Source organism: Thiobacillus sp. SCUT-2 (assembly GCF_035621355.1).
GTDB lineage: Bacteria > Pseudomonadota > Gammaproteobacteria > Burkholderiales > Thiobacillaceae > Thiobacillus > Thiobacillus sedimenti.
Genome location: NZ_CP141769.1, coordinates 50,086 through 73,406, shown reverse-complemented (window position 1 = coordinate 73,406; position 23,321 = coordinate 50,086). Strand labels below are relative to the sequence as shown.

The 23,321-nt window shown below is 69.8% G+C and carries 23 protein-coding genes; 11 read left to right on the top strand and 12 right to left on the bottom strand.

Features of this window, described 5'->3' with window-relative positions:
- Positions 1 to 27: 27 nt before the first annotated feature.
- Positions 28 to 444, top strand: a complete 417-nt coding sequence (gene rnk / locus VA613_RS00345; RefSeq protein ID WP_324779881.1) for a nucleoside diphosphate kinase regulator — start codon at positions 28 to 30, stop codon at positions 442 to 444.
- A 12-nt stretch (positions 445 to 456) separates the two neighbouring features.
- Positions 457 to 1,347 (top strand): DMT family transporter, encoded by an 891-nt coding sequence (locus VA613_RS00340; protein WP_324779880.1) that lies wholly within the window; start codon positions 457 to 459, stop codon positions 1,345 to 1,347.
- On the opposite strand, the gene VA613_RS00335 is transcribed toward VA613_RS00340, so the two are convergent.
- Genes VA613_RS00335 through VA613_RS00315 form a run of 5 tightly spaced genes read right to left on the bottom strand, consistent with a single transcriptional unit; the run spans position 1,337 to position 6,251 of the window.
- A complete protein-coding gene (locus VA613_RS00335; protein WP_324779879.1) occupies positions 1,337 to 1,705 on the bottom strand; it encodes a hypothetical protein in 369 nt (122 codons plus the stop codon). The genes VA613_RS00340 and VA613_RS00335 overlap by 11 nt on opposite strands.
- Positions 1,702 to 2,103 (bottom strand): DUF2237 family protein, encoded by a 402-nt coding sequence (locus VA613_RS00330; RefSeq protein ID WP_324779878.1) that lies wholly within the window; start codon positions 2,101 to 2,103, stop codon positions 1,702 to 1,704. The genes VA613_RS00335 and VA613_RS00330 overlap by 4 nt, the downstream gene beginning before the upstream one ends.
- Positions 2,104 to 2,149: 46 nt before the next feature.
- Positions 2,150 to 3,463 carry a lytic murein transglycosylase gene (locus VA613_RS00325; RefSeq protein ID WP_324779877.1) on the bottom strand — a complete coding sequence of 438 codons (1,314 nt, stop codon included), beginning with the start codon at positions 3,461 to 3,463 and terminating at the stop codon, positions 2,150 to 2,152.
- Positions 3,456 to 5,222, bottom strand: a complete 1,767-nt coding sequence (locus tag VA613_RS00320; RefSeq protein ID WP_324779876.1) for an N-acetylglutaminylglutamine amidotransferase — start codon at positions 5,220 to 5,222, stop codon at positions 3,456 to 3,458. The genes VA613_RS00325 and VA613_RS00320 overlap by 8 nt, the downstream gene beginning before the upstream one ends.
- A gap of 54 nt (positions 5,223 to 5,276) precedes the next feature.
- Positions 5,277 to 6,251 (bottom strand): serine/threonine protein kinase, encoded by a 975-nt coding sequence (locus VA613_RS00315; protein ID WP_324779875.1) that lies wholly within the window; start codon positions 6,249 to 6,251, stop codon positions 5,277 to 5,279.
- Between the two features lie 97 nt (positions 6,252 to 6,348).
- On the opposite strand from VA613_RS00315, the gene VA613_RS00310 reads away from it, so the two are divergent.
- Together VA613_RS00310 and rssA are read left to right on the top strand one after the other, a co-directional pair.
- Positions 6,349 to 8,151 carry an adenosylcobalamin-dependent ribonucleoside-diphosphate reductase gene (locus tag VA613_RS00310; protein WP_324779874.1) on the top strand — a complete coding sequence of 601 codons (1,803 nt, stop codon included), beginning with the start codon at positions 6,349 to 6,351 and terminating at the stop codon, positions 8,149 to 8,151.
- A gap of 7 nt (positions 8,152 to 8,158) precedes the next feature.
- A complete protein-coding gene (gene rssA / locus VA613_RS00305) occupies positions 8,159 to 9,085 on the top strand; it encodes a patatin-like phospholipase RssA (RefSeq protein ID WP_324779873.1) in 927 nt (308 codons plus the stop codon).
- A 3-nt stretch (positions 9,086 to 9,088) separates the two neighbouring features.
- Here rssA and VA613_RS00300 read toward each other — a convergent pair whose 3' ends face one another.
- The 3 genes from VA613_RS00300 to VA613_RS00290 form a co-directional block, all read right to left on the bottom strand.
- Entirely contained in the window at positions 9,089 to 9,409 is a 321-nt protein-coding gene (locus tag VA613_RS00300; RefSeq protein WP_324779872.1) for a GIY-YIG nuclease family protein, read from the bottom strand.
- On the bottom strand, positions 9,379 to 10,716 hold the full coding sequence (locus VA613_RS00295; RefSeq protein ID WP_324779871.1) for an EAL and HDOD domain-containing protein: 1,338 nt from the start codon (positions 10,714 to 10,716) through the stop codon (positions 9,379 to 9,381). The genes VA613_RS00300 and VA613_RS00295 overlap by 31 nt, the downstream gene beginning before the upstream one ends.
- 103 nt (positions 10,717 to 10,819) lie before the next feature.
- Positions 10,820 to 11,398 (bottom strand): Tll0287-like domain-containing protein, encoded by a 579-nt coding sequence (locus VA613_RS00290; RefSeq protein WP_324779870.1) that lies wholly within the window; start codon positions 11,396 to 11,398, stop codon positions 10,820 to 10,822.
- Positions 11,399 to 11,518: 120 nt separating this feature from the next.
- Here VA613_RS00290 and VA613_RS00285 point away from each other — a divergent pair, with 120 nt between their 5' ends.
- Positions 11,519 to 12,484 carry a hypothetical protein gene (locus VA613_RS00285; RefSeq protein ID WP_324779869.1) on the top strand — a complete coding sequence of 322 codons (966 nt, stop codon included), beginning with the start codon at positions 11,519 to 11,521 and terminating at the stop codon, positions 12,482 to 12,484.
- Here the strand turns inward: VA613_RS00285 and VA613_RS00280 are convergent, their stop codons facing one another.
- The 4 genes from VA613_RS00280 to VA613_RS00265 form a co-directional block, all read right to left on the bottom strand.
- Positions 12,485 to 12,844: a sirohydrochlorin chelatase gene (locus tag VA613_RS00280; protein WP_324779868.1), complete on the bottom strand. Its 360-nt coding sequence runs from the start codon at positions 12,842 to 12,844 to the stop codon at positions 12,485 to 12,487.
- 60 nt (positions 12,845 to 12,904) lie between these two features.
- On the bottom strand, positions 12,905 to 13,444 hold the full coding sequence (locus VA613_RS00275; RefSeq protein WP_324779867.1) for a glycine cleavage system protein R: 540 nt from the start codon (positions 13,442 to 13,444) through the stop codon (positions 12,905 to 12,907).
- 3 nt (positions 13,445 to 13,447) lie between these two features.
- A complete protein-coding gene (locus tag VA613_RS00270; protein ID WP_324779866.1) occupies positions 13,448 to 14,473 on the bottom strand; it encodes an AI-2E family transporter in 1,026 nt (341 codons plus the stop codon).
- A gap of 116 nt (positions 14,474 to 14,589) precedes the next feature.
- Positions 14,590 to 15,354 carry an IclR family transcriptional regulator gene (locus tag VA613_RS00265; protein ID WP_324779865.1) on the bottom strand — a complete coding sequence of 255 codons (765 nt, stop codon included), beginning with the start codon at positions 15,352 to 15,354 and terminating at the stop codon, positions 14,590 to 14,592.
- Between the two features lie 107 nt (positions 15,355 to 15,461).
- Here VA613_RS00265 and VA613_RS00260 point away from each other — a divergent pair, with 107 nt between their 5' ends.
- The 6 genes from VA613_RS00260 to glcF are packed head-to-tail and all read left to right on the top strand — an operon-like array spanning position 15,462 to position 23,315.
- Positions 15,462 to 17,684 carry a phosphoketolase gene (locus VA613_RS00260; protein WP_324779864.1) on the top strand — a complete coding sequence of 741 codons (2,223 nt, stop codon included), beginning with the start codon at positions 15,462 to 15,464 and terminating at the stop codon, positions 17,682 to 17,684.
- Positions 17,685 to 17,737: 53 nt separating this feature from the next.
- Entirely contained in the window at positions 17,738 to 19,072 is a 1,335-nt protein-coding gene (locus tag VA613_RS00255; RefSeq protein ID WP_324779863.1) for a four-carbon acid sugar kinase family protein, read from the top strand.
- Positions 19,073 to 19,091: 19 nt separating this feature from the next.
- Positions 19,092 to 20,543 (top strand): FAD-linked oxidase C-terminal domain-containing protein, encoded by a 1,452-nt coding sequence (locus VA613_RS00250; RefSeq protein WP_324779862.1) that lies wholly within the window; start codon positions 19,092 to 19,094, stop codon positions 20,541 to 20,543.
- On the top strand, positions 20,543 to 21,694 hold the full coding sequence (gene glcE / locus VA613_RS00245) for a glycolate oxidase subunit GlcE (protein ID WP_324779861.1): 1,152 nt from the start codon (positions 20,543 to 20,545) through the stop codon (positions 21,692 to 21,694). Before VA613_RS00250 ends, glcE begins: the two co-directional genes overlap by 1 nt.
- The gene (locus tag VA613_RS00240; protein WP_324779860.1) at positions 21,695 to 22,075 is read left to right on the top strand and encodes a VOC family protein; all 381 of its coding nucleotides are present in this window, start codon (positions 21,695 to 21,697) and stop codon (positions 22,073 to 22,075) included. It abuts the gene before it with no gap.
- A gap of 1 nt (position 22,076) precedes the next feature.
- The gene (glcF, locus tag VA613_RS00235; protein ID WP_324779859.1) at positions 22,077 to 23,315 is read left to right on the top strand and encodes a glycolate oxidase subunit GlcF; all 1,239 of its coding nucleotides are present in this window, start codon (positions 22,077 to 22,079) and stop codon (positions 23,313 to 23,315) included.
- Positions 23,316 to 23,321: the final 6 nt, after the last annotated feature.

Below are 23,321 nucleotides of genomic sequence, written 5' to 3'. Positions count from 1 at the left end.
TTGTGTGCCTTCCCGCAGGAGACCGCCATGGAAATCACGACCCGACCCGCCATCACCGTATCCGAGCGCGACCTCGAGCGCCTCGAAGCCATGCTCGCCGGCCTGCCTGACGACCAGCCCGGACTCGACGCCCTGCGCGGCGAACTCGACCGTGCCGAGGTCGCGCTGTCCGAGGCGATGCCGCCCGACGTGGTGACGATGAATTCGCGCGTCCGCTTCGTCGTCGAGCCGGCCGGCCGCGAGGTCGAGGTCACGCTGGTCTATCCGCGCGACTTGACCGGCGCGCCCGGCCAGCTGTCGGTGACGACGCCGGCCGGCATCGCCGTGCTGGGGCTCGCCGTCGGCCAGCAGATCGAATGGCTGGCGCCGAACGGCCAGACGGTGCGCGCGCGCATCGTCGACATTCCCTATCAGCCCGAGCGCGCCGGCGACACCCTGCTCTGAACCGCTGCCGCGATGTCCGTCCCCGCCGCCTATCTCGGCGTCATCCTGATCTGGTCGACCACCCCGCTCGCCATCCAGTGGAGCGCCCAGGGCGCCGGTTTCAGCTTCGCGGTGATGGCGCGCATGCTGATCGGGCTGGCGGTCTGCCTCGCGCTGCTCGCCGCCACCCGCACCGCCTTCCCGTTCACCCCGGCGGCACGCCGGCTGTATGCGGTCAGCGGGCTGTCGCTGTTCTCGTCGATGCTGCTCACCTACTGGGGCGCGCTGCACATCCCGTCGGGCCTGATCTCGGTGATCTTCGGCCTGTCGCCGCTGGTGACCGGGGTGTTCGCCGCCTTGTGGCTCGCCGAGCGCACGCTCGACCGGCTGCGGATCGGCGGCCTCGTGCTGGCGCTGGCCGGGCTGTGGCTGATCTTCGGCCAGCCGTGGCCGGGCGACCGCCAGGCCACGCTCGGCACGCTAGCGACGGTGGCCGGCATGGCGCTGCAGGCGCTCGGCCTGGTGTGGATCAAGCGGCTGAACGTGCGCGTGTCGTCGCTCGCCATCACCACCGGTTCGCTCGGCGTGGCGGTGCCATGCTTCGTGCTGGCCTGGGTGCTGGCCGACGCCGCGCGGCTGCCGCCGGACACCACGCTGCGCGCCATGGCGGCCATCGCCTACCTCGGCATCCTCGGCTCGGTGGTGGGCTTCACCCTCTATTACTACATCATCAAGCACCTCGACGCCGGGCGCATCGCGCTGATCATGCTGGTCACGCCGGTGTCGGCGCTGCTGCTCGGCCAGACGCTGAACCACGAGCGCATCCCGGCGATCGGCTGGGCCGGCATCGCGCTGATCGGCGCGGGGCTGGTGCTGTACGAGTGGCAGGCGCTGCGGCAGCTGCGGCGGCCGCTTACTTCCTGAACAGGTCGTCGAGCGACGTCGGGGGCTTGGCGGGCTTGTCCGCCTCGGCGGGTTCGGCGCCGGTCGCTTGCGAGAACAGCGCGTCGAGCGCGCTGCGGGCGGGCTGCGCCATCACCGCACCGCCGCCGCGATAGGCTTCGGGGCGCGGCACGAACCAGCCGCAGTCGTTGGCGCGCGTCTTGTCGGCGACGCGGTCGGCCGCGAGCTCGCGGCACTGGCCGGCACGATGCGCGTCGTAGTGGCGGCACAGCTTGCAGACGTGCAGGTCGGCGCGGCAGCTGGGACAGGTGTCGCGGCGCGACAGCGGCAGCGGCATTCCCGCCAGGCTGGCGCCGCATTTCCAGCAGACGAGGCTCATGCTTCGGGCCTTTCCGGGCCAGGATGAGCGGAATGACGCAGGGCGTGGTATTCCAGATCGGCCACCGCGATCACCTTGAGGGCACGCTCGTGGGTGGCGTCCAGCACCACCGGCGGCGCGACGCCGTCCTCCGCAGCCTCGAGCCAGCGCGCGGCACACACGCACCAGCGGTCGCCCGCCTTGAGGCCGGGAAAGCCATATTCGGGAACGGGGGTGACGAGGTCGTTGCCGCGACTCCGCGAATACTCCAGGAAAGCCTCGGTCATCTGCGCGCAGACGGTATGGCTGCCGAGGTCCTGCGGCCCCGTGTGGCAGAGGCCGTCGCGCACGAAGCCGGTCAGCGGCGCGACGCTGCATACCTGCAGCAGCCCGCCCAGAACATTGCGCGCGTCGCTCACCCCTGCCTCCTCAGTCTCGAAACCCCGAAAAAATAGCACACCCGACTCAGGGCGCCTCGTCCTCGCCGGCGAAGGTGGGCGGAGGCGCGAGAACCAGCGTGCCTGCCGCCGCCGCTTCGGCATGCGCCTGCCGGACATGCGCCAGCAGGCTCGGCCCGGCGTAGCCGTCGACCGGCAACCGGTGAAGCGCCTGGTAGAGGCGAACGGCGGTCTGGGTACGCGGACCGGGGAAGCCGTCCGGCGTGCCGGCATCGTAGCCGAGCTCGTCGAGCGCCTGCTGCAGCCACCGGAAGTCGGCGACGCTGAGCGCGCCCGGCTCGCCCCCGCCCGCGAACACGGCGTGGCCTCCTGCCAGCTGGCTCGCCAGCTGGGCGACCGTCAGCGCGTAGTTCTGCGAACGGTTCCACTTCATCACGACGTCGAAGTTGTCGAACACCATGAAGGCGGGCCCCTGCCAGCCCTGTGGCAGCACGATGCCGGCGCGCCCGGCCCCTTCCGGCAGGACGCTCCCGTCGGCGGCGGCCACGCCCATCGCCGTCCACTCGGCAACCTGCAGGCGATGAAAGACCCGCGCCTGCCGCCAGTCGAACCCCTCCGGCAGCCGCACCTCGATCGCCACCGGCGCGTGCGCGCGCCAGCCCGCACGCTGAAGGTAGTGCGCCGCGGAATCCATCGCGTCGGGCAGCGAATGCCACACGTCGATGCGGCCGTCGCCGTCGCCATCGACCGCATAGGCGCGGAAGGTCGACGGCATGAACTGCATCTGTCCCATCGCGCCGGCCCACGAGCCGGTCATCTCGTGTGCGCTGACGTGGCCGGCATCGATGATGCGCAGCGCGTCGAGCAGCTCGCCGCGGAAGAACCCGCTGCGGCGGCCTTCCCAGGCCAGCGTGGCGAGGCTCGCCGGGACGTTGAGATCGCCCTGTACCGCGCCGTAGCGCGTTTCCAGCCCCCAGAACGCCACCAGCACGGTCTTCGGCACGCCGTACTGCTGCTCGACCGCATCCAGCAGCGCGGCGTGCTCGGCCAGCAGCGCCTGCCCCTGCGCGACGAAGGCGTCGGTGACGCGCCGCCGCAGGTAGTCGGAAAAGGTCTGCAGGAATTCGGGCTGGCGGCGGTCCAGCGCGATCACGCGCTCGTCCGGCGTCACACCGGTGAGCGCGGCGTCCAGCGTGGCGGACGAGATGCCCTGTTCCGCGGCCTCCTGGCGGAAGCCGGCGAGCCAGCTGCCGAAGTCGCCCTGCGCATGCGCGGGACTCGCCGCCAGTGCCGCCAGCAGGACGACGAGGCGGGCCGCCCTCTCCCCAAGGCTCCCCGAGAGGGGGAGGGGGCGAGCGTGATGCCCAAACCGATCAAGCATGCCTCTGCAGCCAGTACTCCAGCAGCGCCAGGTGCCACAGCTTGCTGCCCTGGATGCGGGTGTGATGCCGCTCGGGCGCATCGAGCAGCGTGTCGACGTAGCTGCGCTGGTAGACGCCGCGCGCGCGGCAGGCCTGCGAATTCAGGATGTCCCGCATGAAATCGAGAAAGTCTCCGCGAACGTACTTGAGCGCCGGCATCGGAAAGTAGCCCTTCTTGCGGTCGATCACCGCATCGGGAATCAGGCCGCGCGCGATGGTCTTCAGCACGTGCTTGCCCTCCGATGCGAGTTTCAGTTCCGGCGGCATCGCCGCGGCCAGCTCGACCAGCTGGTGGTCGAGGAAGGGCACGCGCGCCTCCAGTCCCCACGCCATGGTCATGTTGTCGACGCGCTTCACCGGATCGTCGGTGATCAGCATGGTCGTGTCCATGCGCAATACCTGATCGATGAATTCGTCGGCGAAAGGTTCCGCAAGATGGGCGGCGACCGTCTCCGCCGTGTAGTCGGGGCCGTGATACGGCGGCGTCGCCAGCTGCAGGAACTCGTCGTGGTCACGGTCGAAGTAATGGCGGCGGAAGCGCTCCAGCGCGCTGCCCCCGGTTTCCGCCGCCATGCGCGGGTACCAGAAATAGCCGCCGAAGACCTCGTCCGCGCCCTGGCCGCTCTGCACCACCTTGACCGTCTTGCTGACCTGCTCCGACAGCAGGTAGAAGGCCACCGCGTCCTGCGCGAACATCGGCTCGCTCATCTGGTCGACCGCCTCGGGCAGCCGCCGCAGGACCTCGGCATTCGGGATCAGGTACTTGTGGTGGCGCGTGTGGTACATCGCCGCCACCGGGTCGGAATACTCGAATTCGTTGCCGCGTTCCTCGGGCTGGTCCTCGAAGCCGACCGTGAAGGTCATCAGGTCGGGCACGCCCTGCTCGGCGAGCAGCGCGACCAGCAGGCTCGAGTCGAGGCCGCCGGACAGCAGCACGCCGACCTTGACGTCGGCGATCTCGATGCGCTTCTTGACCGCCTGGCGGAGACTCGCGTGGATCGCTTCGGTCCACTCGGCCTCGGTCTTCGCGACCGCCGGCCGCTGGGCCTTGAGCGACCAGTACCTGCGGTGCGTGAGCTCGCCGCGCGCGTTCACCGTCAGCGTGGTGCCGGGGGCGAGCTTGCGGATGCCGTTGAGGATGGTGCGCGGCGCCGGCACCACGGCATGCAGCGTGAACAGGTGGTGCAGCGCCACGGCGTCGATGCCGGTGTCGACGCCGCCCGCCGCGATCAGCGCCTGCGGCGTCGAGGCGAAGCGGAAGCAGCCGAGCGTCTCGCTGTAGTAGAGCGGCTTGATCCCGAGGCGATCGCGCGCCAGGAACAGCTTTTCGCGATCCCAGATGGCGAACGCGAACATGCCGTGCAGGCGCTCGACGCAGGTCTCGCCCCATTCGAGCCAGGCGCGCAGGATGACTTCGGTGTCGCCGTCCGAGTGGAAGACGTGGCCGCGCTCGATCAGCTCGGCGCGCAGTTCCGGATAATTGTAGATCGTGCCGTTGAAAACCAGCGCGGTGCCGCTCGCGGCGTCGGCCATCGGCTGCGCCGAGCGCGGCGACAGGTCGATGATCGCCAGCCGCCGGTGGCCCAGCCGCACCGGGCCGTCGGCGTGCTGGCCTTCGGCGTCGGGGCCGCGCCGCGCCAGCTTCGCCAGCATGCGCGCCATCGCCGCGGCGTCCGGCCTCGTGTTGTCGAAACGGAATTCCCCTGCAATGCCGCACATGTCTCGGATCCTTGCTCGCCGGAGCCTTCGCCGCGCCCCGGAAGAAATTGTGTCTCAGGCCACCAGCGGCGGTTCGTCCATCAGCGCGATCTGCTCGCGCAGTTCGAGGATGCGCGCCTGCCAGTACTGCTGCGTATTGAACCACGGAAACGCGGCAGGGAAGGCCGGGTCGTCCCAGCGCCGCGCGAGCCAGGCCGCGTGATGGATCAGCCTCAAGGTTCTGAGCGCCTCGACCAGATGGAGTTCGCGCGGATCGAATTCCATGAAGTCCTCGTAGCCGGCGAGGATCTCGTTCAGTTGTGCCTGCTGCTGCTCGCGCTCGCCGGACAGCAGCATCCACAGATCCTGCACCGCAGGTCCCATGCGGGCGTCGTCGAAATCGACGAAGTGCGGCCCGGCATCGGTCCACAGCACGTTGCCCGCGTGGCAGTCGCCGTGCAGGCGGATCGCGGCCACGGCGCCGGCACGTGCGTAACAGTACGCGACGCTCTGCAGGGCGTGGTCGACGACGCTGTCCCACGCCGGCTTCAGGTCCGCCGGCAGCCAGTCGCGCAGGACGTCGCGCGAGGCATAGCCGAAGCTGTCGAGATCGAGCGTCGGCCGGTGCGCGAAGCGCGCCATCGCACCGACCGCGTGGATGCGCCCGAGGAAGCGGCCCATCCACTCGAGCGTCTCGGCGCGGTCGAACTCCGGCATGCGGCCGCCCTGCTTCGGGTAGACCGCGAAGCGGTAGCCGGCGTGCAGGTGGAGCGTGGCGCCGTTCAGCGCGAGCGGCGCGACGACCGGAATCTCCCGTTCGGCGAGTTCCGCCGTGAAGGCATGTTCCTCGAGGATCGCCGCATCGCTCCAGCGTCCGGGGCGGTAGAACTTGACCACGACCGGCGCCGCGTCCTCGACGCCCATCTGGTAGACGCGATTCTCGTAGCTGTTGAGCGCCAGCAGGCGGCCGTCGGCCCTGAGGCCGGTGCTGTCGAGCGCGTCGAGCGCGCAGTCCGGCGTCAGCGCGGAATAGGGATGGGGCGTATCCATGGTCGAAACAGGCGGGGCGGCTACCCTGAAGGGTTCAGGTGCTCAAACACTCAAGGGGGGAGATAATGCCTCAAACCTCGCCCCATCGCGCACAGGCATGACGACGACCGACCCCTTCCGCATGGACATCTCCCGCCACATCTGGGAAACGCGCTACCGCGCGCCGGGCGAGGCCGACATTCGGGCGAGCTGGCAGCGGGTGGCGCACGCGGTCGCCCAGGCGGAAGCGAACGATCGCGAGCCGTGGGTGGCGCGCTTCGCCGCGCTGCTCGACGGCTTCCGCTTCCTGCCCGGCGGCCGCATCCTCGCCGGCGCCGGCACCGGCCACCGGGTGACGCTGTTCAACTGCTTCGTCATGGGCGAGATCGCCGACGACCTCGAGCACATCTTCGAGGCACTGAAGGAAGGCGCGCTGACGATGCAGCACGGCGGCGGCGTGGGCTATGACTTCTCCACGCTGCGGCCGGCGGGAACCGTGGCGCAGGCGACCGGCAGCATCGCCTCCGGCCCGGTGTCGTTCATGCACATCTGGGACGCGATGTGCGCGACCATGCTGTCCACCGGCGCGCGGCGTGGCGCGATGATGGCGACGCTGCGCTGCGACCATCCCGACATCGAGGTCTTCGTCGATGCCAAGCGCGACCCGGCCGTGCTGCGCCACTTCAACCTGTCGGTGCAGGTCAGCGACGCGTTCATTCAGGCGGTGGCGGACGACGCGGAGTGGCCGCTGGTGTTTCCCCTGCACGCCGGCGAAACCGCCGCCGACACCGTGCTGCGGCGCTGGACCGGAACCGGCGCGCCGGTTCCCTGCCGTGTGGTCCGCACGCTGAAGGCCCGCGCGCTGTGGCAGCGCATCCTGCGCGCGGCCTACGACACCGCCGAGCCCGGCGTGCTGTTCGTCGACACGATCAACCGCGACAACACGCTCGGCGACGTCGAGCACCTGACCGCGACCAACCCCTGCGGCGAGATTCCGCTGCCGCCCTACGGCGCCTGCGACCTCGGCTCGCTCAATCTCGCCGCCTTCGTCACCGCCCCCTTCGCCGCCGACGCGCGCCTCGATCTCGAAGGGCTGGCCGACGCGGCACGGCTGGCGGTGCGCTTCCTCGACAACGTCATCGACGTGTCACGCTACCCCCTGCCCGCGCAGGCCGACGAAGCGCGCCGCAAGCGGCGGATCGGGCTGGGCATCACGGGCCTGGCCGACGCGCTGGTGCTGCTCGGCCTCGCCTACGACAGCGCCGGCGCACGCGCGTTGGCGACCGACGCGATGCAGACCGTGCGCGACGCCGCCTACCTCGCATCGGTCGAGCTGGCGCGCGAGAAGGGCGCCTTCCCCGCGTTCGCGCGCGACGCCTTCCTCGCCAGCGGCTTCGCCGCGCGCCTGCCGGCGAACATCCGCGACGCCATCGCCGCGTACGGCATCCGCAACAGCCATCTGCTGGCGATCGCGCCGGCGGGCACGATCAGCCTGCTGGCCAACAACTGTTCGAGCGGCATCGAGCCCGTCTTCGCCGCCGAAGCCGAGCGGCGCGTGCTGCAGGCCGACGGCCGCTACCGCACGCACACGGTGCGCGACTACGCCTGGCTGCGGTGGCAATCCCTGGGCCACGAGGGCATGCCGCCCGCCTTCATCGAGGCGCGTGCGCTCGATCCGCGCGCGCACCTCGCGATGCAGGCCGCGCTGCAGCCCTGCGTCGACAACGCGATCTCGAAGACGATCAACGTCGCCGCCGACACGCCGTTCGAGCGCTTCGCCGAACTCTATCGCGAAGCCCATGCACTTGGCCTGAAGGGCTGCACGGTATTCCGCCCCAACCCGGTCACGGGCGCCATCCTCAGCGAACCGCCGCCCGACGAGCGCGTGCAATGCTGCGGCATCGAGCGCGAGGCCGACTGAGCCTTCGATGAGCGCGCCGCCCCGCCCGCGCATCGGACTTGCCCTCGGCGGCGGCTCCGCGCGCGGCTGGGCCCACATCGGCGTGATCCGCGCGCTGGCCGACGCCGGCGTCGAGCCGGACATCGTCTGCGGGACCTCGATCGGGGCGCTGGTGGGCGCCGCCTGCGTCGGCGGCGAACTCGACCGCCTGGAGCAATGGGTGCGCAGCCTCAGGCTGCAGGCGGTGATGGGCTTCCTCGATTTTTCGCTCGGCGGCGGCCTGATCAAGGGCGAAAAGCTGATCGAATTCTTCCGCGCACATGTCGTCGACCGCGACATCGAGACGCTGGCGCGGCCCTTCGGCGCCGTCGCCACCGATCTCGCGCGCGGGCGCGAGGTATGGCTGCGCGAAGGCAAGGTCACCGACGCCGTGCGCGCCTCGATCGCGCTGCCGGGCCTGTTCACGCCGGTGCAGCGCGACGGCCGCTGGCTGGTCGACGGCGGGCTGGTCAATCCGGTGCCGGTGTCGCTGTGCCGCGCGATGGGCGCCGACCTCGTGATCGCGGTCGACCTCAATGCCGACCTGCTGGGGCGCCATCTCAAGCCGAAGCCGGCGAAGTCCCCGCCGCCCGACGCGGAGCCGGCCACGCTCGCCGGGACGGTGATGACGCGCATCCAGAACGGCATGTCGCAGCTCGGCTTCGCCCCGGACCACGGCCCGCGCCCGCCCGCCATGCTCGACGTGCTGGCCTCCAGCATCAACATCATGCAGGTGCTGATCACCCGCAGCCGGCTGGCGGGCGAACCGGCCGACGTGCTGGTGACGCCGCTGCTGGCCGACCTCGGCCTGATGGAGTTCCACCGCGCCGCGCAGGCGATCGAGGCCGGCCGGCGCGCCGCCGCGGCCGCCCTGCCGCAGCTGCGGATGCGGCTGAACGGCAACAACGGCCGCTAGGATTCAGCGCGTGGGAGACGCGATGCCGCACAGCGCCAGCTTGGCGCCGCGGTCGAGCCGCTTGATTGCCGCTTCGCGGCGCATGGCCGCGATGCGGTCGGCGGCGGCTTCGACATGGACCAGTTCGACGGGGCGACGCGCGCGCGTGTAGCGCGCGCCGCCCGCGCCGTCACCGTTGTGCTCGGCGACGCGGCGTGCGACGTCGGTCGTGATGCCGGTATAGAGGGTGCCGTCGGCGCAGCGCAGGATGTAGACGCACCAGCCGGCTGGCGGGCCGGCCGAAGGCGGTCCGTTCAGACGTCGCCCGACAGCTGCTGCGCCCACAGCAGCGCGTCCATGTGGACGCCGTTGATGTCGGCCACGTCGCGGCCGATCTGCTTGGCCAGGGCCTCGATGCTGCTCTGGTCGTCCTGCTCGCAGGCGATCGCGAGCGCGAGGTAGGGCGCGTACGGCCCCTGTCGGTGCAGGAGCGCCTCGGTGATCTCGGCCGGCAGGCTGATCTGCTTCAGCACCTGCTCCATCGGCATGTGCATCACCACGTCGAGCAGCGAGAACAGGCCGGCGACGAAAATCTCGTCGCGCGCCTTGGCGAACAGCGCTCGGCCTGCGAGCTGCTCGGCGACGCGCCCGCGCACCAGCGCGTTCTCCAGCAATGCGTGGTCGAGCTCCTGCGCCTGGCCACCGGTGAACAGGATCAGCGTGAGCCAGCGGTACAGCTTGTCCTGGCCCATCACCATCAGCGCCTGCTCGATGCCGCCGATCTTGTTCATCAGGCCCATGCCGGGCGAGTTGACGTAGCGCAGCAGCCGTACCGACAAGGCGGGGTCCTGGCGGAACTGCGCCGCGAGCTCAGGCTGCTCGGCGCCGGTGCGCACCCGGTTCATCAAGTCGAGCACCTTGGCGCGCGACGGGCCCATGGTGGGACTGGCGAGCGTTTCGTGGCGCGTGATGAAGGGGCCCATGAAGAGGGCGAACTGGAGCTTGTGGCACATGTGGAAGGCTTCCAGCGTCTGCACGTCGGTCGCGACAAACTTCTTCCCTGCGGCGATCTTGGAAACCGCGGCCAGCTGGGCGGTGACCGCGGGAATGTCCTCGCTGCTCACGTCCACTTCGACGTAGTCGGCGAGTTGCAGGACCGGGTGGCGCTCGGGCCGCATGACTTCGTCGGCCTGCACGGCGAACTGGAAGCCGCGCGCCTTCAGCTCGGTCATGCGCGCCAGGACGGCGTCATCGGCGAGGGCCTGCGCGTCGAGCCTGAGCAGCCAAACCGTGCCGGCGGCCGGCCAGCCGTCGATCAACGGGTGCCCGAGGCTGGCGGGTGCGATCGGCACGAAGGCGTGGCGCTGGCCGAGGAGACGCGCAATGTCCATGCGCTGAAGATTGCCGAGCAGGGTGTCGTCGTAGAGGCGCTGCACTTCCGGCAGCCCCGCGTCGCTCGCGTCGTCGGTCGCGCGGCGCAGCATGAAGGTGTAGGCCGCGATCTTCTGGTCGCGGCCCAGCATCGCCTCGCGGCGCATGACCGAGGGGGCTTTTTCAGCCGGCCTGGAGACCGGCTCGGCCGGCACCGCGGCACGTGGGGCAGGCGCGGGAGCCTGCTCCTTGTTGAACATTCCGACGAGACGATTCAGCACGCTTCATTCCTCCGCGACATACCTGGGCGCTTCGGGTGATTAAACGGCAGAATCGGGCGGGTCTGAAGCCCGCCCGCCCGGGAATTTCTTGTCGGAGGGATTCCTACAGGTCGCGCTTGACCGACACGATGCCGCGCAGCATGCCCGGCGCGTAGCCGGTCGCCTTGTCGAGCGGATAGTCCGCCGCCAGGCGCGCCTTCACCCCGTCGGCCATCTTCGCCGGGTCGCCATGGCAGGTCAGGCAGACCGGCTGGACGGGAAGCGCCTTCGCGTAGCGGAACTGCTTGCCGGTCGCGGTGCGGACGACCTGCCAGGTCTCCAGCGTCTCGGGCTTCTCGCCCGCGGCCAGGCGCGTCTCGAGGGTGGCCTGCGCCTGAGTTTCCCAGGCATCCGGCACGCCCGCGGGATTGCGGTTCTTCGGGCTGACGCGCTTGACCGTGAAGCCCGACTGCCTGGAAACGTCCGCTGCAATCCGGGGGGCGCGCAGCTTGCAGACGCCGATCGCGCCGTCGGGGCCTTTTTCGGCAAGCGCCGCCTTCAGTTCGCCGCCCAGCTGCTGGATCAGGGTGCCGGCTGCCTTGCGGGCATCGGCCGCCATCGCAGCCTGCTGTTCGGCGCTGGGGCTGCTCGCGCAGCCGGCCAGCAGGGCCAGGGCGGACAGGGACAGGACCGTCGCTTTCATCGTGGCTCCTCCAAAGAGATGCGAATGTCCGAATTATGCCACCAACGCGGAAGGCGTGGCCACCGCCCGATCGCCGCGCCTTGCCTTGAATCGGATCGCGCGTCATGTAAAGTGCATGACATGCAGATCGAATGTTACGCCCAGCGCCTGCTCAACCCGTTCCGCGGCGTGGTGCACGTCATTCGATACGAATCGGCCGAGGCCGTCACCACCGACGGCATCGAGTGGGACATCTACGTCGCCAACGACGCGCTGCTCGACGGCCTCGGCCGCGCGGGCAAGCGCGCGCAGATATCGGACATCCGCTATGGCCACTGGTCGGCCGAGAAGGGCCTCAAGCGCGGCCCGCTCTATCCGTCGGACGACTTCCGTCGGCTCGAACACATGGGTGCGGTCGTCTACGAGCATCTGCTCAGGGTGCATCGCGACCTGCCCTTCCGCTTTCGTGATCCGTTCGAACTGTGGCTGCTGGGCCGCGACGACCAGCCGCTGGCGCTCCTGCACAGCGTACGCAACGACAGCGAAACCGACACGCGGCCGCCGCTCGACTGGCGCGCCGGCATCGCCGCGCAGGAACGTTTCCAGAGCGGGGCGATCACCGGCCTGGCCGAGTCTGCCGGCCTCTATCTCACGCGCTACGTGAACAGTCTCGCCAGCGGCGTCGTGCAATGGTTTCGCCGCTCCGACGACGGCTCCGGCCTGGGCCTGCACACGCTCCGGGGCGGCGAGCACCTGCGCGGCCGGGTGCTGGAGGCGGAGGCGTTCCCGCCGCTGTTCATCGCCACCGCCGGCATGGACGCGGCGCACACCCGTCTGGTGCACGACTACCACGCCTGGCAGGCACCCTGGATGCTGCTGCTGCCGCACCTCGACGCGAGCACGCGCGCCGCGCTGGAGGCGAGCGCGTGCCAGCAGGCCGAAATGGTCGAAAAGCATTGGCGCCTCTATCCGGCGGTGATCGACCGGCCCGCGCTGCAGGCCGCACGCGTCGAAGCGGCACTGGTGCGCAGCCAGCCTCCCGCGCGGCGGGAAGACGAGGTCGTGCCGATGTATTACATCGAACTCAGCGTCAGCGAAGGCGAATGATCAGCCGGCGACGCTGAGGATGGCGCGCGGCAGGGCTGCAGCCGCCCCCAGGTGAGGGGTGAGCCGCACGGCGACGCCGGGATGCGCGGCGGTGAACGCCGCGATGGCCTCGGGAATGTCCTGCGCCACATGGGTTCCTGCCGCCAGGAAGTAGGGAAACGCGACGATCTCGGTCGCGCCGTTCTGCGCCAGCGCCGCGAGGCCTTGCGGAATGCTCGGCTCGGCGAGCTCGAGAAACGCCGTTTCGACGTGCGCGTAGTCGTGCCCAGGCTGGGCACGCACGGCGTCGGCGAGGGCGCGTACTTCGTCGTTGGAGGCCGCGCGGCGGCTGCCGTGGGCAATGATGAGCAGACTGGGCATCCGGGATTCCTTTCGCCGGGTCGCCGCACGAGGCGGCCGGCGCGGGCAAATGAGGGTTCTTCAGCTGCGCATCGGCTCGAAGGTGGCGTCGAGATTCTGGTCGTCGCAGTAGTCGAGAAAATCGCCGCGCAGCGTGGCGATGTGCGCGTCCGCCGGGATGCCCAGCGTCATGTGGACGGCAAACATCGGCGCGCCGGTATGGGGCGCCGGGTAGGTATCGGTGTCGAGCGCCTCGATGTTGATGTGCAGGCGCGCGAAGAAATTGGCCAGGCTGTTGACGATGCCCGGCTGATCGAGTGCGGTGACGTCGACCATGTAGGGAATCAGCGGCTTGGCGGCCCGCGTCGGGCGGGTGCGCTGCTGGATGATGGCCAGACCCAGCTCCTCGCCGACGCTCGGCAGGCGCGCCTCGAGCTTGGCCAGCGCGTCCCAGCTGCCCGACACCCGCATCAGCAGCGCGAAGCGGCCGCCGAGGGCGGCCATGCGCGATTCCTCGATGTTGCAGCCGCTGTCCGCGATGCGGCGCGTCAGGCCCTCCACCAGGCCGATTTTGTCTTCACCGCTGGCGGTGATGACGAGGGATTCGCTGTCGTTCGACATGTTCTAGATGAGCTCCTGGTCTGACAATTCTTTCTTGATATAGGCGTAGAAGATCGGTGCGGCGATGACGCCGGGCACGCCGAACGCCGCCTCCATGACCAGCATGGCGATCAGCAGCTCCCACGCGCGCGCCTGGATCTGCTCGCCGATGATACGGGCATTCACGAAATATTCGAGCTTGTGGATGAGCACCAGGAAGCCCAGCGAGGCGAACGCGATCTCCAGCGACTGCGAAAGCGAGATCACGACGATGATGGTGTTCGAAATGAGATTGCCCAGCACGGGCAGCAGGCCGACGAGGAAGGTGACGACGATCATGGTCTTGGTGAACGGCAGGTGGACGCCAAAGGCCTGCAGCACGCCCATCAGGTAGACCGCCGTCAGCAATGCGTTGAGCGCGGAGATGCGCACCTGCGCGAAGACCACGCGGCGAAACGCGTCGCCCAGGCGGTTGGCCCGCTCGACCAGGGCCTGGGCCAGGGGCGCGCGCGCGCCGCCCGCGCTGGCCTCGCGCAAGGCGACGAAGCTGCCGATGATCAGGCCGATGATGAAATGAAGCAGGCCCTTTCCGGCGGCGCCGCTGAACTGCCGGATCTCCAGGGCATGGGTGCGCAGCCACTCGACGAGGACGTCGCGGGTCGCCGAAACGTCCCCATGCGGCAGCCACGCGGCGGCCCACAACGGCAGCAAGGCGCGCGAGTTCTCGACGATCTCCGCCATCTTGGTCAGCAGGCCCGCCAGGCCGCCTTCGGTGCGGAGGTAAAGGATGATGGCGGCACTGAAGCCGCTGAGTGCGCCGAGGACGATGAGCGTGATGAGCGAGACCACGAGGATCTTGGCCCAGGCGTGGTCCAGGCGGCCGATGACGAAGCGCGGGGCGAGCAGGTGCACCAGTTGGGACACCAGCAGGCCCGCCAGCAGCGCGGGCAGGAGATGCAGGGCGAGGGCCAGCAGGAGGCCAGCCGCCATGATCACCCAGGCGGCGATCTGGTAGCGGGTGGCGGCCCTGGGCCCGGGGGAAGTCGTCATGGCGGCACAGTGCCAATAAACGCGCCGCTCCGCAAGCGTCGTGGCGCGGCCAGGGGCGACGCGGCAAGGATTCCCGGGGTTCGGCCGGCCCCCCCGGCGACTCGTCAACCCCGCGTTCAGGTTCCGCCCGGGTAGCCGAGGGCGGCACCCGTCTGGTCGGCGGCCGCGCGCAGGGCCTCGGCCCAGCCCGGCTTGTGGCGGTCGGCCGGGGCCGAGATCGACAGCCCGGCGACGAGCTTGCCCTCGGCGTCGCGGACGGGGGCGCCGATGCAGGCGACACCCAGTTCGGCCTCCTCGCGGTCATACGCAAGCTGCTCGCGGCGGATGGTCGCGAGTTCCGCGTTGAGGCGCTCGAGCGTGGTCAGCGTATTCGGGGTGTACGCCGGCAGGCGGGTGCGCTCGGCGTAGCCCATCACGCCGCTCGCGCTGTCTTCGGCGAGAAAGATCTTGCCCACCGCGGTGACGTGCAGCGGGGCGTGCGCGCCGACCACCTGGACGACCTGGATCAGCGTCTGGCCGCCGGTCACGCGCTCGACGTAGACGGCCTCGTCGCCGCGACGCACGATGAGGTTCACCGTCTCGCCCGTTTGCTCGGCCAGGCGCTGCATGAAAGGCATCGCCACCTGGCGGATGTTCAGGCGCGCGCGCAAGCGATTGCCCACTTCGAGCCAGCGCACGCCCAGATCATAGGCCCCGGCGCCGGTCTTCTCGACCAGGCCATGCGCCATCAGCGCGCCGAGAATGCGGTGCGCGCTGGCGGTATGCAGCCCGGCTTCGCCGGCCAGCCGGCTCAGGCTCACCGGGCCCGGCGAGCGCGCCATGACGGCGACGAGCGCCATCGCCCGGTCGAGCACCTGGATGGAGGAATTGACGGTTTTCATAGAATGAAAATTTATCGCGCAATGTGAAATTGCTTGCAGTTTACTGCTTCAATGCGCTCATCGTTTCACATGACGTGAAACATTTTCATATTGTGAAAGGCCACGCCATGAGCGCCCAGATGCAGTCCACTCCCGAGACCCTGCCCGCCTTCTGCGAAGGCATCCAGTATTTTGCCGACAGCTTCCCCGAGATCGACCGCCTCGGCGCGGCGCCGCTGCTCGGGCCCAGGCAGCCGGCGCTGCCCGACGCGAGCGGCGAAGCATCGATCTACCAGACCCTGCTCGCCGCCGACGCGCTGCGCTACCTGACGCTGCAGGTCACCGGCAGCAAGTCCTCGGGCCACCCGGGCGGCTTCGCCTCCAGCGCCGACGCCGTCGCCGCGCTGCATCTCCTGGGCCACCGCAACATGGTGACCGAAGTCGGCCACCACGCGCCCGGCTTCTATTCGGCAATGTTCCTCGACACCTCGCTCGAGGACATGGGCATCCACACGGTGGCCGAGATGCGCGCGCGCTTCCGCGAGCGCCACGGCCTCTTGGGCCACCTTTCCGGTGCCATCCCCGGCCTGCTGGCGCCCGCCGGCCCGCTCGGCCAGGGCCAGCATTTCGCGTTGGCGGGCGCTTACTTGCATCGCGACAAGCTGTTCCCGGTCACCATCGGCGATGGCGGCCTCGGCGAGCCCTACATCATGAGCGCGTTCCAGCACTTCGCGACCGCGTACCCCGACGTCACCAACTACCTGCCGGTGCTGGTGTGGAACGGCTATTCGCAGGAGCACCACAGCATGGTGTCCTTGTGGAGCAACGCGCAGATGGTCGCCTACTGGCGCGCCCACGGCTTCGACGAGGTGCACCTGATCGACGCGCGCGAGTTCGGCGGTGCCGACGCCCCGGTCTACGCGGACAGCACGACCTTCGACTTCAAAGCGCGCATGGCCTTCACCGGCGCCGTGCTCGCGGCCGCCGATGCCGCCGCCAGGAGCGCCCTCTCCGGTCGCCGCGCCTGCCTGATCGTCAAGCAGCTGAAGGGTGCCGGCGTGCACGCCACCGGCGCCAAGTCGCACAACCTCTACGCGCACCACACGCTCGACTCCGACGACGTGAAAGGCGGCCTCGTGCGCCGCGCGCTGCCGATCAAGGCCTGGACCCTGGTGCGCGAGAACTTCCGCCATGCCGGCGGCGGCCCCGCCGCGAAGGTCGCGGTAACCGAGAACGTGCGCGTGCTGCCAAGCCTCGACGGCATCGCGCTGACCGAGTTCGCGGTCGGCGAGAACCACATCCCGACCACCGCCTTCGGCCACGTCGTCGGCGAAGTCGGCAAGCGTGATCCGCACTTCGTCGTCACCAACGCCGACGGCAACGAGGCCTCGGGCATGGCGAACATCAACAAGGCGCTGACGATCCGCCATCCTACCGCCGACGACCTCTACTTCCAGGGGCCGTCCGGCCAGGTCTACGAGCCGCTCAACGAGGACGCCTGCGCCGGGCTCGCGGTGGGCGTCGCGCTGTTCGGCGGCCGCAGCCTGTGGTGCAGCTACGAATCCTTCGCGATCAACGGCCTGCCGATCTGGCAGACGGTGACGCAGGCGATGGCCGAGCTGCGCCGCCCGACCCCGGCGACGGTGTGCCTGTTCACCGCCGGCGCGCTCGAGCAGGGCCGCAACGGCTGGACCCACCAGCGGCCCGAGATCGAGAGCTACTTCGCCGCGATGATGCGGAACGGCAACGTCTACCCGCTGTTCCCCGTCGACGCCAACATGATCCAGGCAAGCTACGACTGGGCCCTGAAGCAGACCAACAAGGGCATCGTCATCACCGCGTCGAAGTCGCCGCTGCCGATCCACGCGACGCTGGCGCAGAGCCGTCAGGCGATCGAGGAGGGCGCGATGGTGCTGAAGGAGACGAAGGGCTCGCACACCGTCGTGTTCGCCGTCACCGGCGACATGGTGCTGCAGCCGGTGTTCGCCGCCGCCGAGAAGCTCGCCGAGGCCGGCATCGGCTCGCGCATCGTCGCGGTGGTGAACCCGCGCCGGCTGTACCGCCCGAGCGACGTGCTGTGGGACAGCGTGTCCGAGCCCGACGGCCGCTTCATGGGCGACGACGCCTTCCGCGACATGTTCCACGGCGACGTGCTGATCGGCGTCACCGGCGGTCCCTCGGCGCCGCTCGAGCCCGTGCTGCTGCGCAGCCAGGCCTCGCAGCGCGACGTGTTCTGCTGGAAGCGCGGCGAGACCACCGCCAACCCGCAGCAGCTGTTCGACTTCAACGGCATGAACGCACAGGCGATGCACGAGCGCGCGCTGGCCATGCTGGAGCGCGCGGCGGCCTGACACGTCAATGCGAATGCGCTGCGGCGCATTCGCGTCCATCAAAGGTCTTGACCATGAACCCGAAAATCATCGTTCTCGACGACGACCCCACCGGCTCGCAGACGGTGCATTCCTGCCTGCTGCTGACGCGCTGGGACGTCGCCACGCTGAGGACGGCGCTGGCCGACGCGGCACCGCTGTTCTTCGTGCTCACCAACACGCGCGGCATGGACGCTGCGCGCGCCGCCGCGGTCACGCGCGAGGTATGCGAAAACCTCAGGCTTGCGCTCGCCGACTACGCCGGCCCGGTGCTGTTCGTGTCGCGCTCGGACTCGACGCTGCGCGGCCACTATCCGGTCGAGACCGACGTGATGAACGCAGTGCTCGGGCCGTTCGACGCGACGCTGCTCACCCCCGGCTTCTTCGAAGGCGGGCGCATCACGCGCGACAGCACGCATTATCTGATGGTCGACGGCGAGCCGGTGCCGACGCACGAGACCGAATTTGCGCGCGACTCGGTATTCGGCTACACGACGGCATACCTCCCCGACTACGTCGCCGAGAAGACCGGCGGCCGCGTCGCCGCCAGGGACGTCGCGCGCCTCACGCTCGCCGAGCTGCGCCAAGGCCGCGCCGGCGCCTGGCTCGCCGCGCTCACGAACAACGACGTCGGCGTGGTCGACGGTGAATCGCCCGCCGACTACCGCACCTTCGCCGACGCCGTGCTGAGGGCGGCTGCCGGGGGCAAGCGCCTGCTGTTCCGCAGCGCCGCCTCGCTGCTGACCGCGCTCGCCAAGCTGCCGCCGCAGCCGGTCGCCGCCGAGGCCTTCGCGACGCTGGTGCGCGACGCCCGTCCCGGAGCGGTCGTGGTCGGCTCGCACGTGGCGAAGACCACCGCCCAGCTGACGCAACTGCTGAAGGAACGCGGCGTCGTGGGCCTGCCGCTCGACGTCACCCGCCTGCCGGGGGAGCGAGCCGCCGTCGCTGACGAACTCACGGCGAGCGTCGCCCACGCGCACGCGCAGGGGCTCACCCCGGTGATCTTCACCAGCCGCCGCGAGCTCAAATTCGCCAGCACGGCCGAACGCCTCGCTTTCGGCGAAGCGGTGTCGGGCACGCTGATGGACGTGGTGCAGCGGCTGCCCGAGACGCTGGGCTTCCTCATCAGCAAGGGCGGCATCACGTCCAACGACATGCTGTCGACGGGGCTCGAGCTGACCGCGTCGCGCGTGCTGGGCCAGATCCTGCCCGGCGTCACCGTGGTGCAGACACCGCCGTGGCACCGCCTGCCGATGCTGCCGGTGGTGATCTTTCCCGGCAACGTCGGCGGCGAAGATGCGCTCGCCGAGGCCTACCGGCGACTGGCGCCCTCGCGCGGTGAGGCGAGCCCGGCTAAACTCGCGGCCTGAGTCCCGTTTCGCGATCCGCATGCTGAGTCCCGCCTTCCTGTCCAAGCTGCGCGCCCTGTTGCCCGCGCACTGCGTGCTCAGCGAGCGCGAGGATCTTCTGCCGTTCGAGTCGGATGGTCTTGCGGCCTACCGCAACATCCCCGACGTGGTGGTGCTGCCGGAGAACGAGGCGCAGGTGGCGGCGGTGCTGCAGCTATGCCACGCGGAAAAGGTCGCGGTGGTGGCGCGCGGCGCCGGCACCGGGCTCGCCGCCGGCGCGCTGCCGGTCGACGGCGCGGTGCTGCTGGTACTCGCCAAGCTCAACCGCATCAAGGCCATCGATCCGCTCGCCCGCACCGCAGTGGTCGAGCCCGGGGTGCGCAACCTCGCGATTTCCGAGGCCGTCGCGGAGCACGGCCTCTACTACGCGCCCGACCCCTCCTCGCAGATCGCCTGCTCGATCGGCGGCAACGTCGCGGAGAACTCCGGCGGCGTGCACTGCCTGAAATACGGGCTGACCGTGCACAACATCCTCAAGCTGCGCGCGCTGACCATTGAAGGCGATGCGCTCGAAATCGGCAGCGACGCGCTCGACGCGCCGGGCTACGATCTGCTCGCGCTGCTGACCGGGTCCGAAGGCATGCTCGCGGTGATCACCGAGGTCACGGTGAAGCTCTTGCCCCGCCCGGAGCGCGCGCAGGTCGTGCTCGCCGCGTTCGACGACGTCGCCCGGGCGGGCGCCGCGGTCGGCAACATCATCGCCGCCGGCGTCGTGCCCGCAGGCCTCGAGATGATGGACCGTCTCGCGATCGAGGCCGCCGAGGCCTTCGTCCACGCCGGCTACCCGATGGCCGAGGCACTGCTGCTGTGCGAGGTCGACGGCGTCAACGAGGAAGTGTCGGCCGACATCTACACCGTGCGCCAGGTGCTCGAAGCCTCCGGCGCGACCGAGATCCGCACCGCCGACAGCGAGGGGCAGCGCCTGAAATTCTGGGCCGGGCGCAAGGCAGCGTTTCCCGCAGTAGGACGGCTCGCGCCCGACTATTACTGCATGGATGGCACCATCCCGCGCGCGCAGCTGCCGCATGTGTTGAAGCGCATCAGCGAGATGAGCGAGGAGTTCGGGCTCCGTGTGGCGAACGTGTTCCACGCCGGCGACGGCAACCTGCATCCGCTCATCCTGTTCGACGCCAACCAGCCGGGCGAACTCGAGAAGGCCGAAACCTTCGGCGGCCGCATCCTCGAACTCTGCGTCGAGGTCGGCGGCACCATCACCGGCGAACACGGTGTCGGCCTCGAGAAGATCAACCAGATGTGTGCGCAGTTCGCGACACCCGAGCTGACCCGCTTTCACGAGGTGAAGGCGGCGTTCGATCCCGGCACCCTGCTCAATCCCGGCAAGGCCGTGCCCGAGCTGCACCGCTGTGCCGAATGGGGCGCGATGCACGTCCATGGCGGCCAGCTGCCGCATCCCGAGCTGCCGAGGTTCTGATGCCGGATGCCCTGATCGAGCGCATTCGCGCCGCCTATGAAACCAACGCGCCGCTGATCATCCAGGGCGGAGGCAGCAAGAGCTTCTACGGCAATGCCGACGAGGGCGAGGTGCTCTCCACTCGCGGCCTTGCCGGCGTCGTCGACTACCAGCCCAAGGAACTGGTGCTGACCGCGCGCGCCGGCACGCCGCTGGCCGAGATCGAGGCGCTGCTGGCCGAGCACAGTCAGATGCTCGCCTTCGAACCGCCGCATTTCGGTGAATTTCCGCTGCCGGGGCGCGCCCCTGATGCGCTCACCACGGCCAACCCGATCCACGCCACGCTCGGCGGCGCCATCGCCGCCGGACTGTCCGGCCCGCGCCGCCCCTATGCCGGCGCGGCGCGCGACTTCGTGCTCGGCGTGCGGATGATCGACGGCACCGGCCAGCCGCTCCGCTTCGGCGGCCAGGTCATCAAGAACGTCGCCGGCTACGACGTGTCGCGCCTGATGGTCGGCGCGCTCGGCACGCTCGGCCTCCTCACCGAGGTTTCGCTCAAGGTGCTGCCCAGGCCTGCGGAAGAAGTGTCGCTGCAGTTCGAGCTCGACGAGGCGACCGCGATCCGCCGCATGAACGAATGGGCCGGGCAGCCGCTGCCGCTGTCGGCCACCAGCTGGCACGCGGGCCTTTTGACCGTGCGCCTGTCGGGCGCAGCGTCGTCGGTGCACGCCGCGCAGGCGAAGCTCGGCGGCGAACCGCTGCACGACGCCGCCGGCTTCTGGCAGCGTCTGCGCGACCAGGCGACGCCCTTCTTCGACAAGCGCCCGCTGTGGCGGCTGGCGGTCAAATCGACGACTCCGCCGCTCAAGCTGGGCGAGGCGCAGTGGATCGAATGGGGCGGCGCGGTGCGCTGGCTGGCGTCCGACCTGCCCGCGGCGCGCTTGCGCGAAGCCGCACGCGACGCCGGCGGCCACGCCACGCTGTTCCGCGGTGACGCGCCCTCTCCCCAACCCTCCCCCCGGGCGGGGGAGGGGGCGAACGTAATGTCCAATAGGATCGACGGCGTGTTCACCCCGCTCGCGCCGGCGATGCTGACATTGCACCGCGCGCTCAAGCAGCGCTTCGACCCCAAAGGTATCTTCAACCGCGGCCGGCTATACCCGGACTTCTGAATGGACCTCGACGCTATCGACCACGTCGTACTGACCGTGCGCGACATTCCCGCCAGCGTGACCTTCTACACGCGCGTACTGGGCATGCGCGAGGTGCTCTTTGGCGGAAATCGGCGCGCCCTGGCCTTTGGGCACTGCAAACTGAACCTGCATCAGGCCGGCCGCGAGTTCGAGCCGAAAGCGGCGCACCCCGCGCCGGGCGCCGTTGATCTCTGCCTGCTCGCGCGCACGCCCGTTGCCGAGATCGTGCGCCATCTCGCCGCGCACGGCGTTGCCATCGAAGACGGCCCGGTCGAACGTACCGGCGCACAGGGCCCCATCCTTTCCGTATACGTGCGCGACCCCGACGGCAATTTGATCGAACTGTCCAATCCACTCTGACATGCAGACCACGCTCGCCGATGCTTTTCGCAAAACCCCCGAAGGCGAAGTCGCCGAACGCATCCTGCGCAGCTGCGTGCACTGCGGCTTCTGCCTCGCCACCTGCCCGACCTACCAGGTGCTCGGCAACGAGCTCGACTCGCCGCGCGGCCGCATCTACCTCATCAAGCAGGTGCTCGAGGGCGCGGCGCCGACCGCGAAGACCCAGCTCCACCTCGACCGCTGCCTGACCTGCCGCAACTGCGAGACGACCTGCCCGTCCGGTGTCGAATACGGCAAGCTGCTCGACATCGGCCGCCACCTGGTCGAGGAAACGGTCGGCCGCAACCCCCTTGAAAGCGCGACGCGCGCGGTACTGAAGACCGGCCTCGGAACGCCGCGACTGTTCAATGCGGCCTTGAAGCTCGGCCAGGGCGTGCGCGGCCTGCTGCCCGGCCCGCTCAAGGCCCGCATCCCGCCCGCCGAAGCGGCGGGCGACTGGCCGGCACCGCGCCACCCGCGCCGCATGCTGGTGCTCGCCGGCTGCGTCCAGCCGGGCCTGAAGCCCAACATCAACGCCGCCACTGCACGCGTGCTCGACCGGCTCGGGATTTCCCTGATCGCCGCGCCGGAAGCCGGCTGCTGTGGCGCGCTGGCGCATCACCTCAACGACACCGACGCGGCGCTCGCCTCGGCGCGCCGCAACATCGACGCCTGGCTGCCGCATCTCGACGCCGGCGTGGAGGCGATCGTGATGACCGCCTCCGGCTGTGGCGTGATGGTGAAGGACTACGGCTGGCTGCTGCGCAACGATGCGCGCTACGCGGAAAAGGCGGCGCGGATCTCCGCCGCGACGCGGGACATCTCCGAAATCCTCGTCGCCGAGCGCGATGCGCTGAAGCCGCTTGCCGCTCCCCGCTCCCCGCTCCCTGCCAAACGCATCGCCTATCATCCGCCCTGCACGCTGCAGCACGGGCAGAAGCTCGGCGGCGGCGTCGAGGCCCTGCTGGCGGACGCCGGCTTCGAACTCGTCCCGGTGGCGGAAAGGCATCTGTGCTGCGGCTCGGCCGGCACCTACTCGATCCTGCAGCCCGAAATCGCCGGGCAGCTGAAGACGCGCAAGCTCGCACATCTGGAGGCGGCAGGACCGGAGCTGATCGCCACCGCGAACATCGGTTGCCTGACGCATCTGCAGTCGGGCACGCAGACGCCGGTCAAGCACTGGGTGGAACTTCTGGATCAGGCGCTTGCCGCACCCTGAAACCCC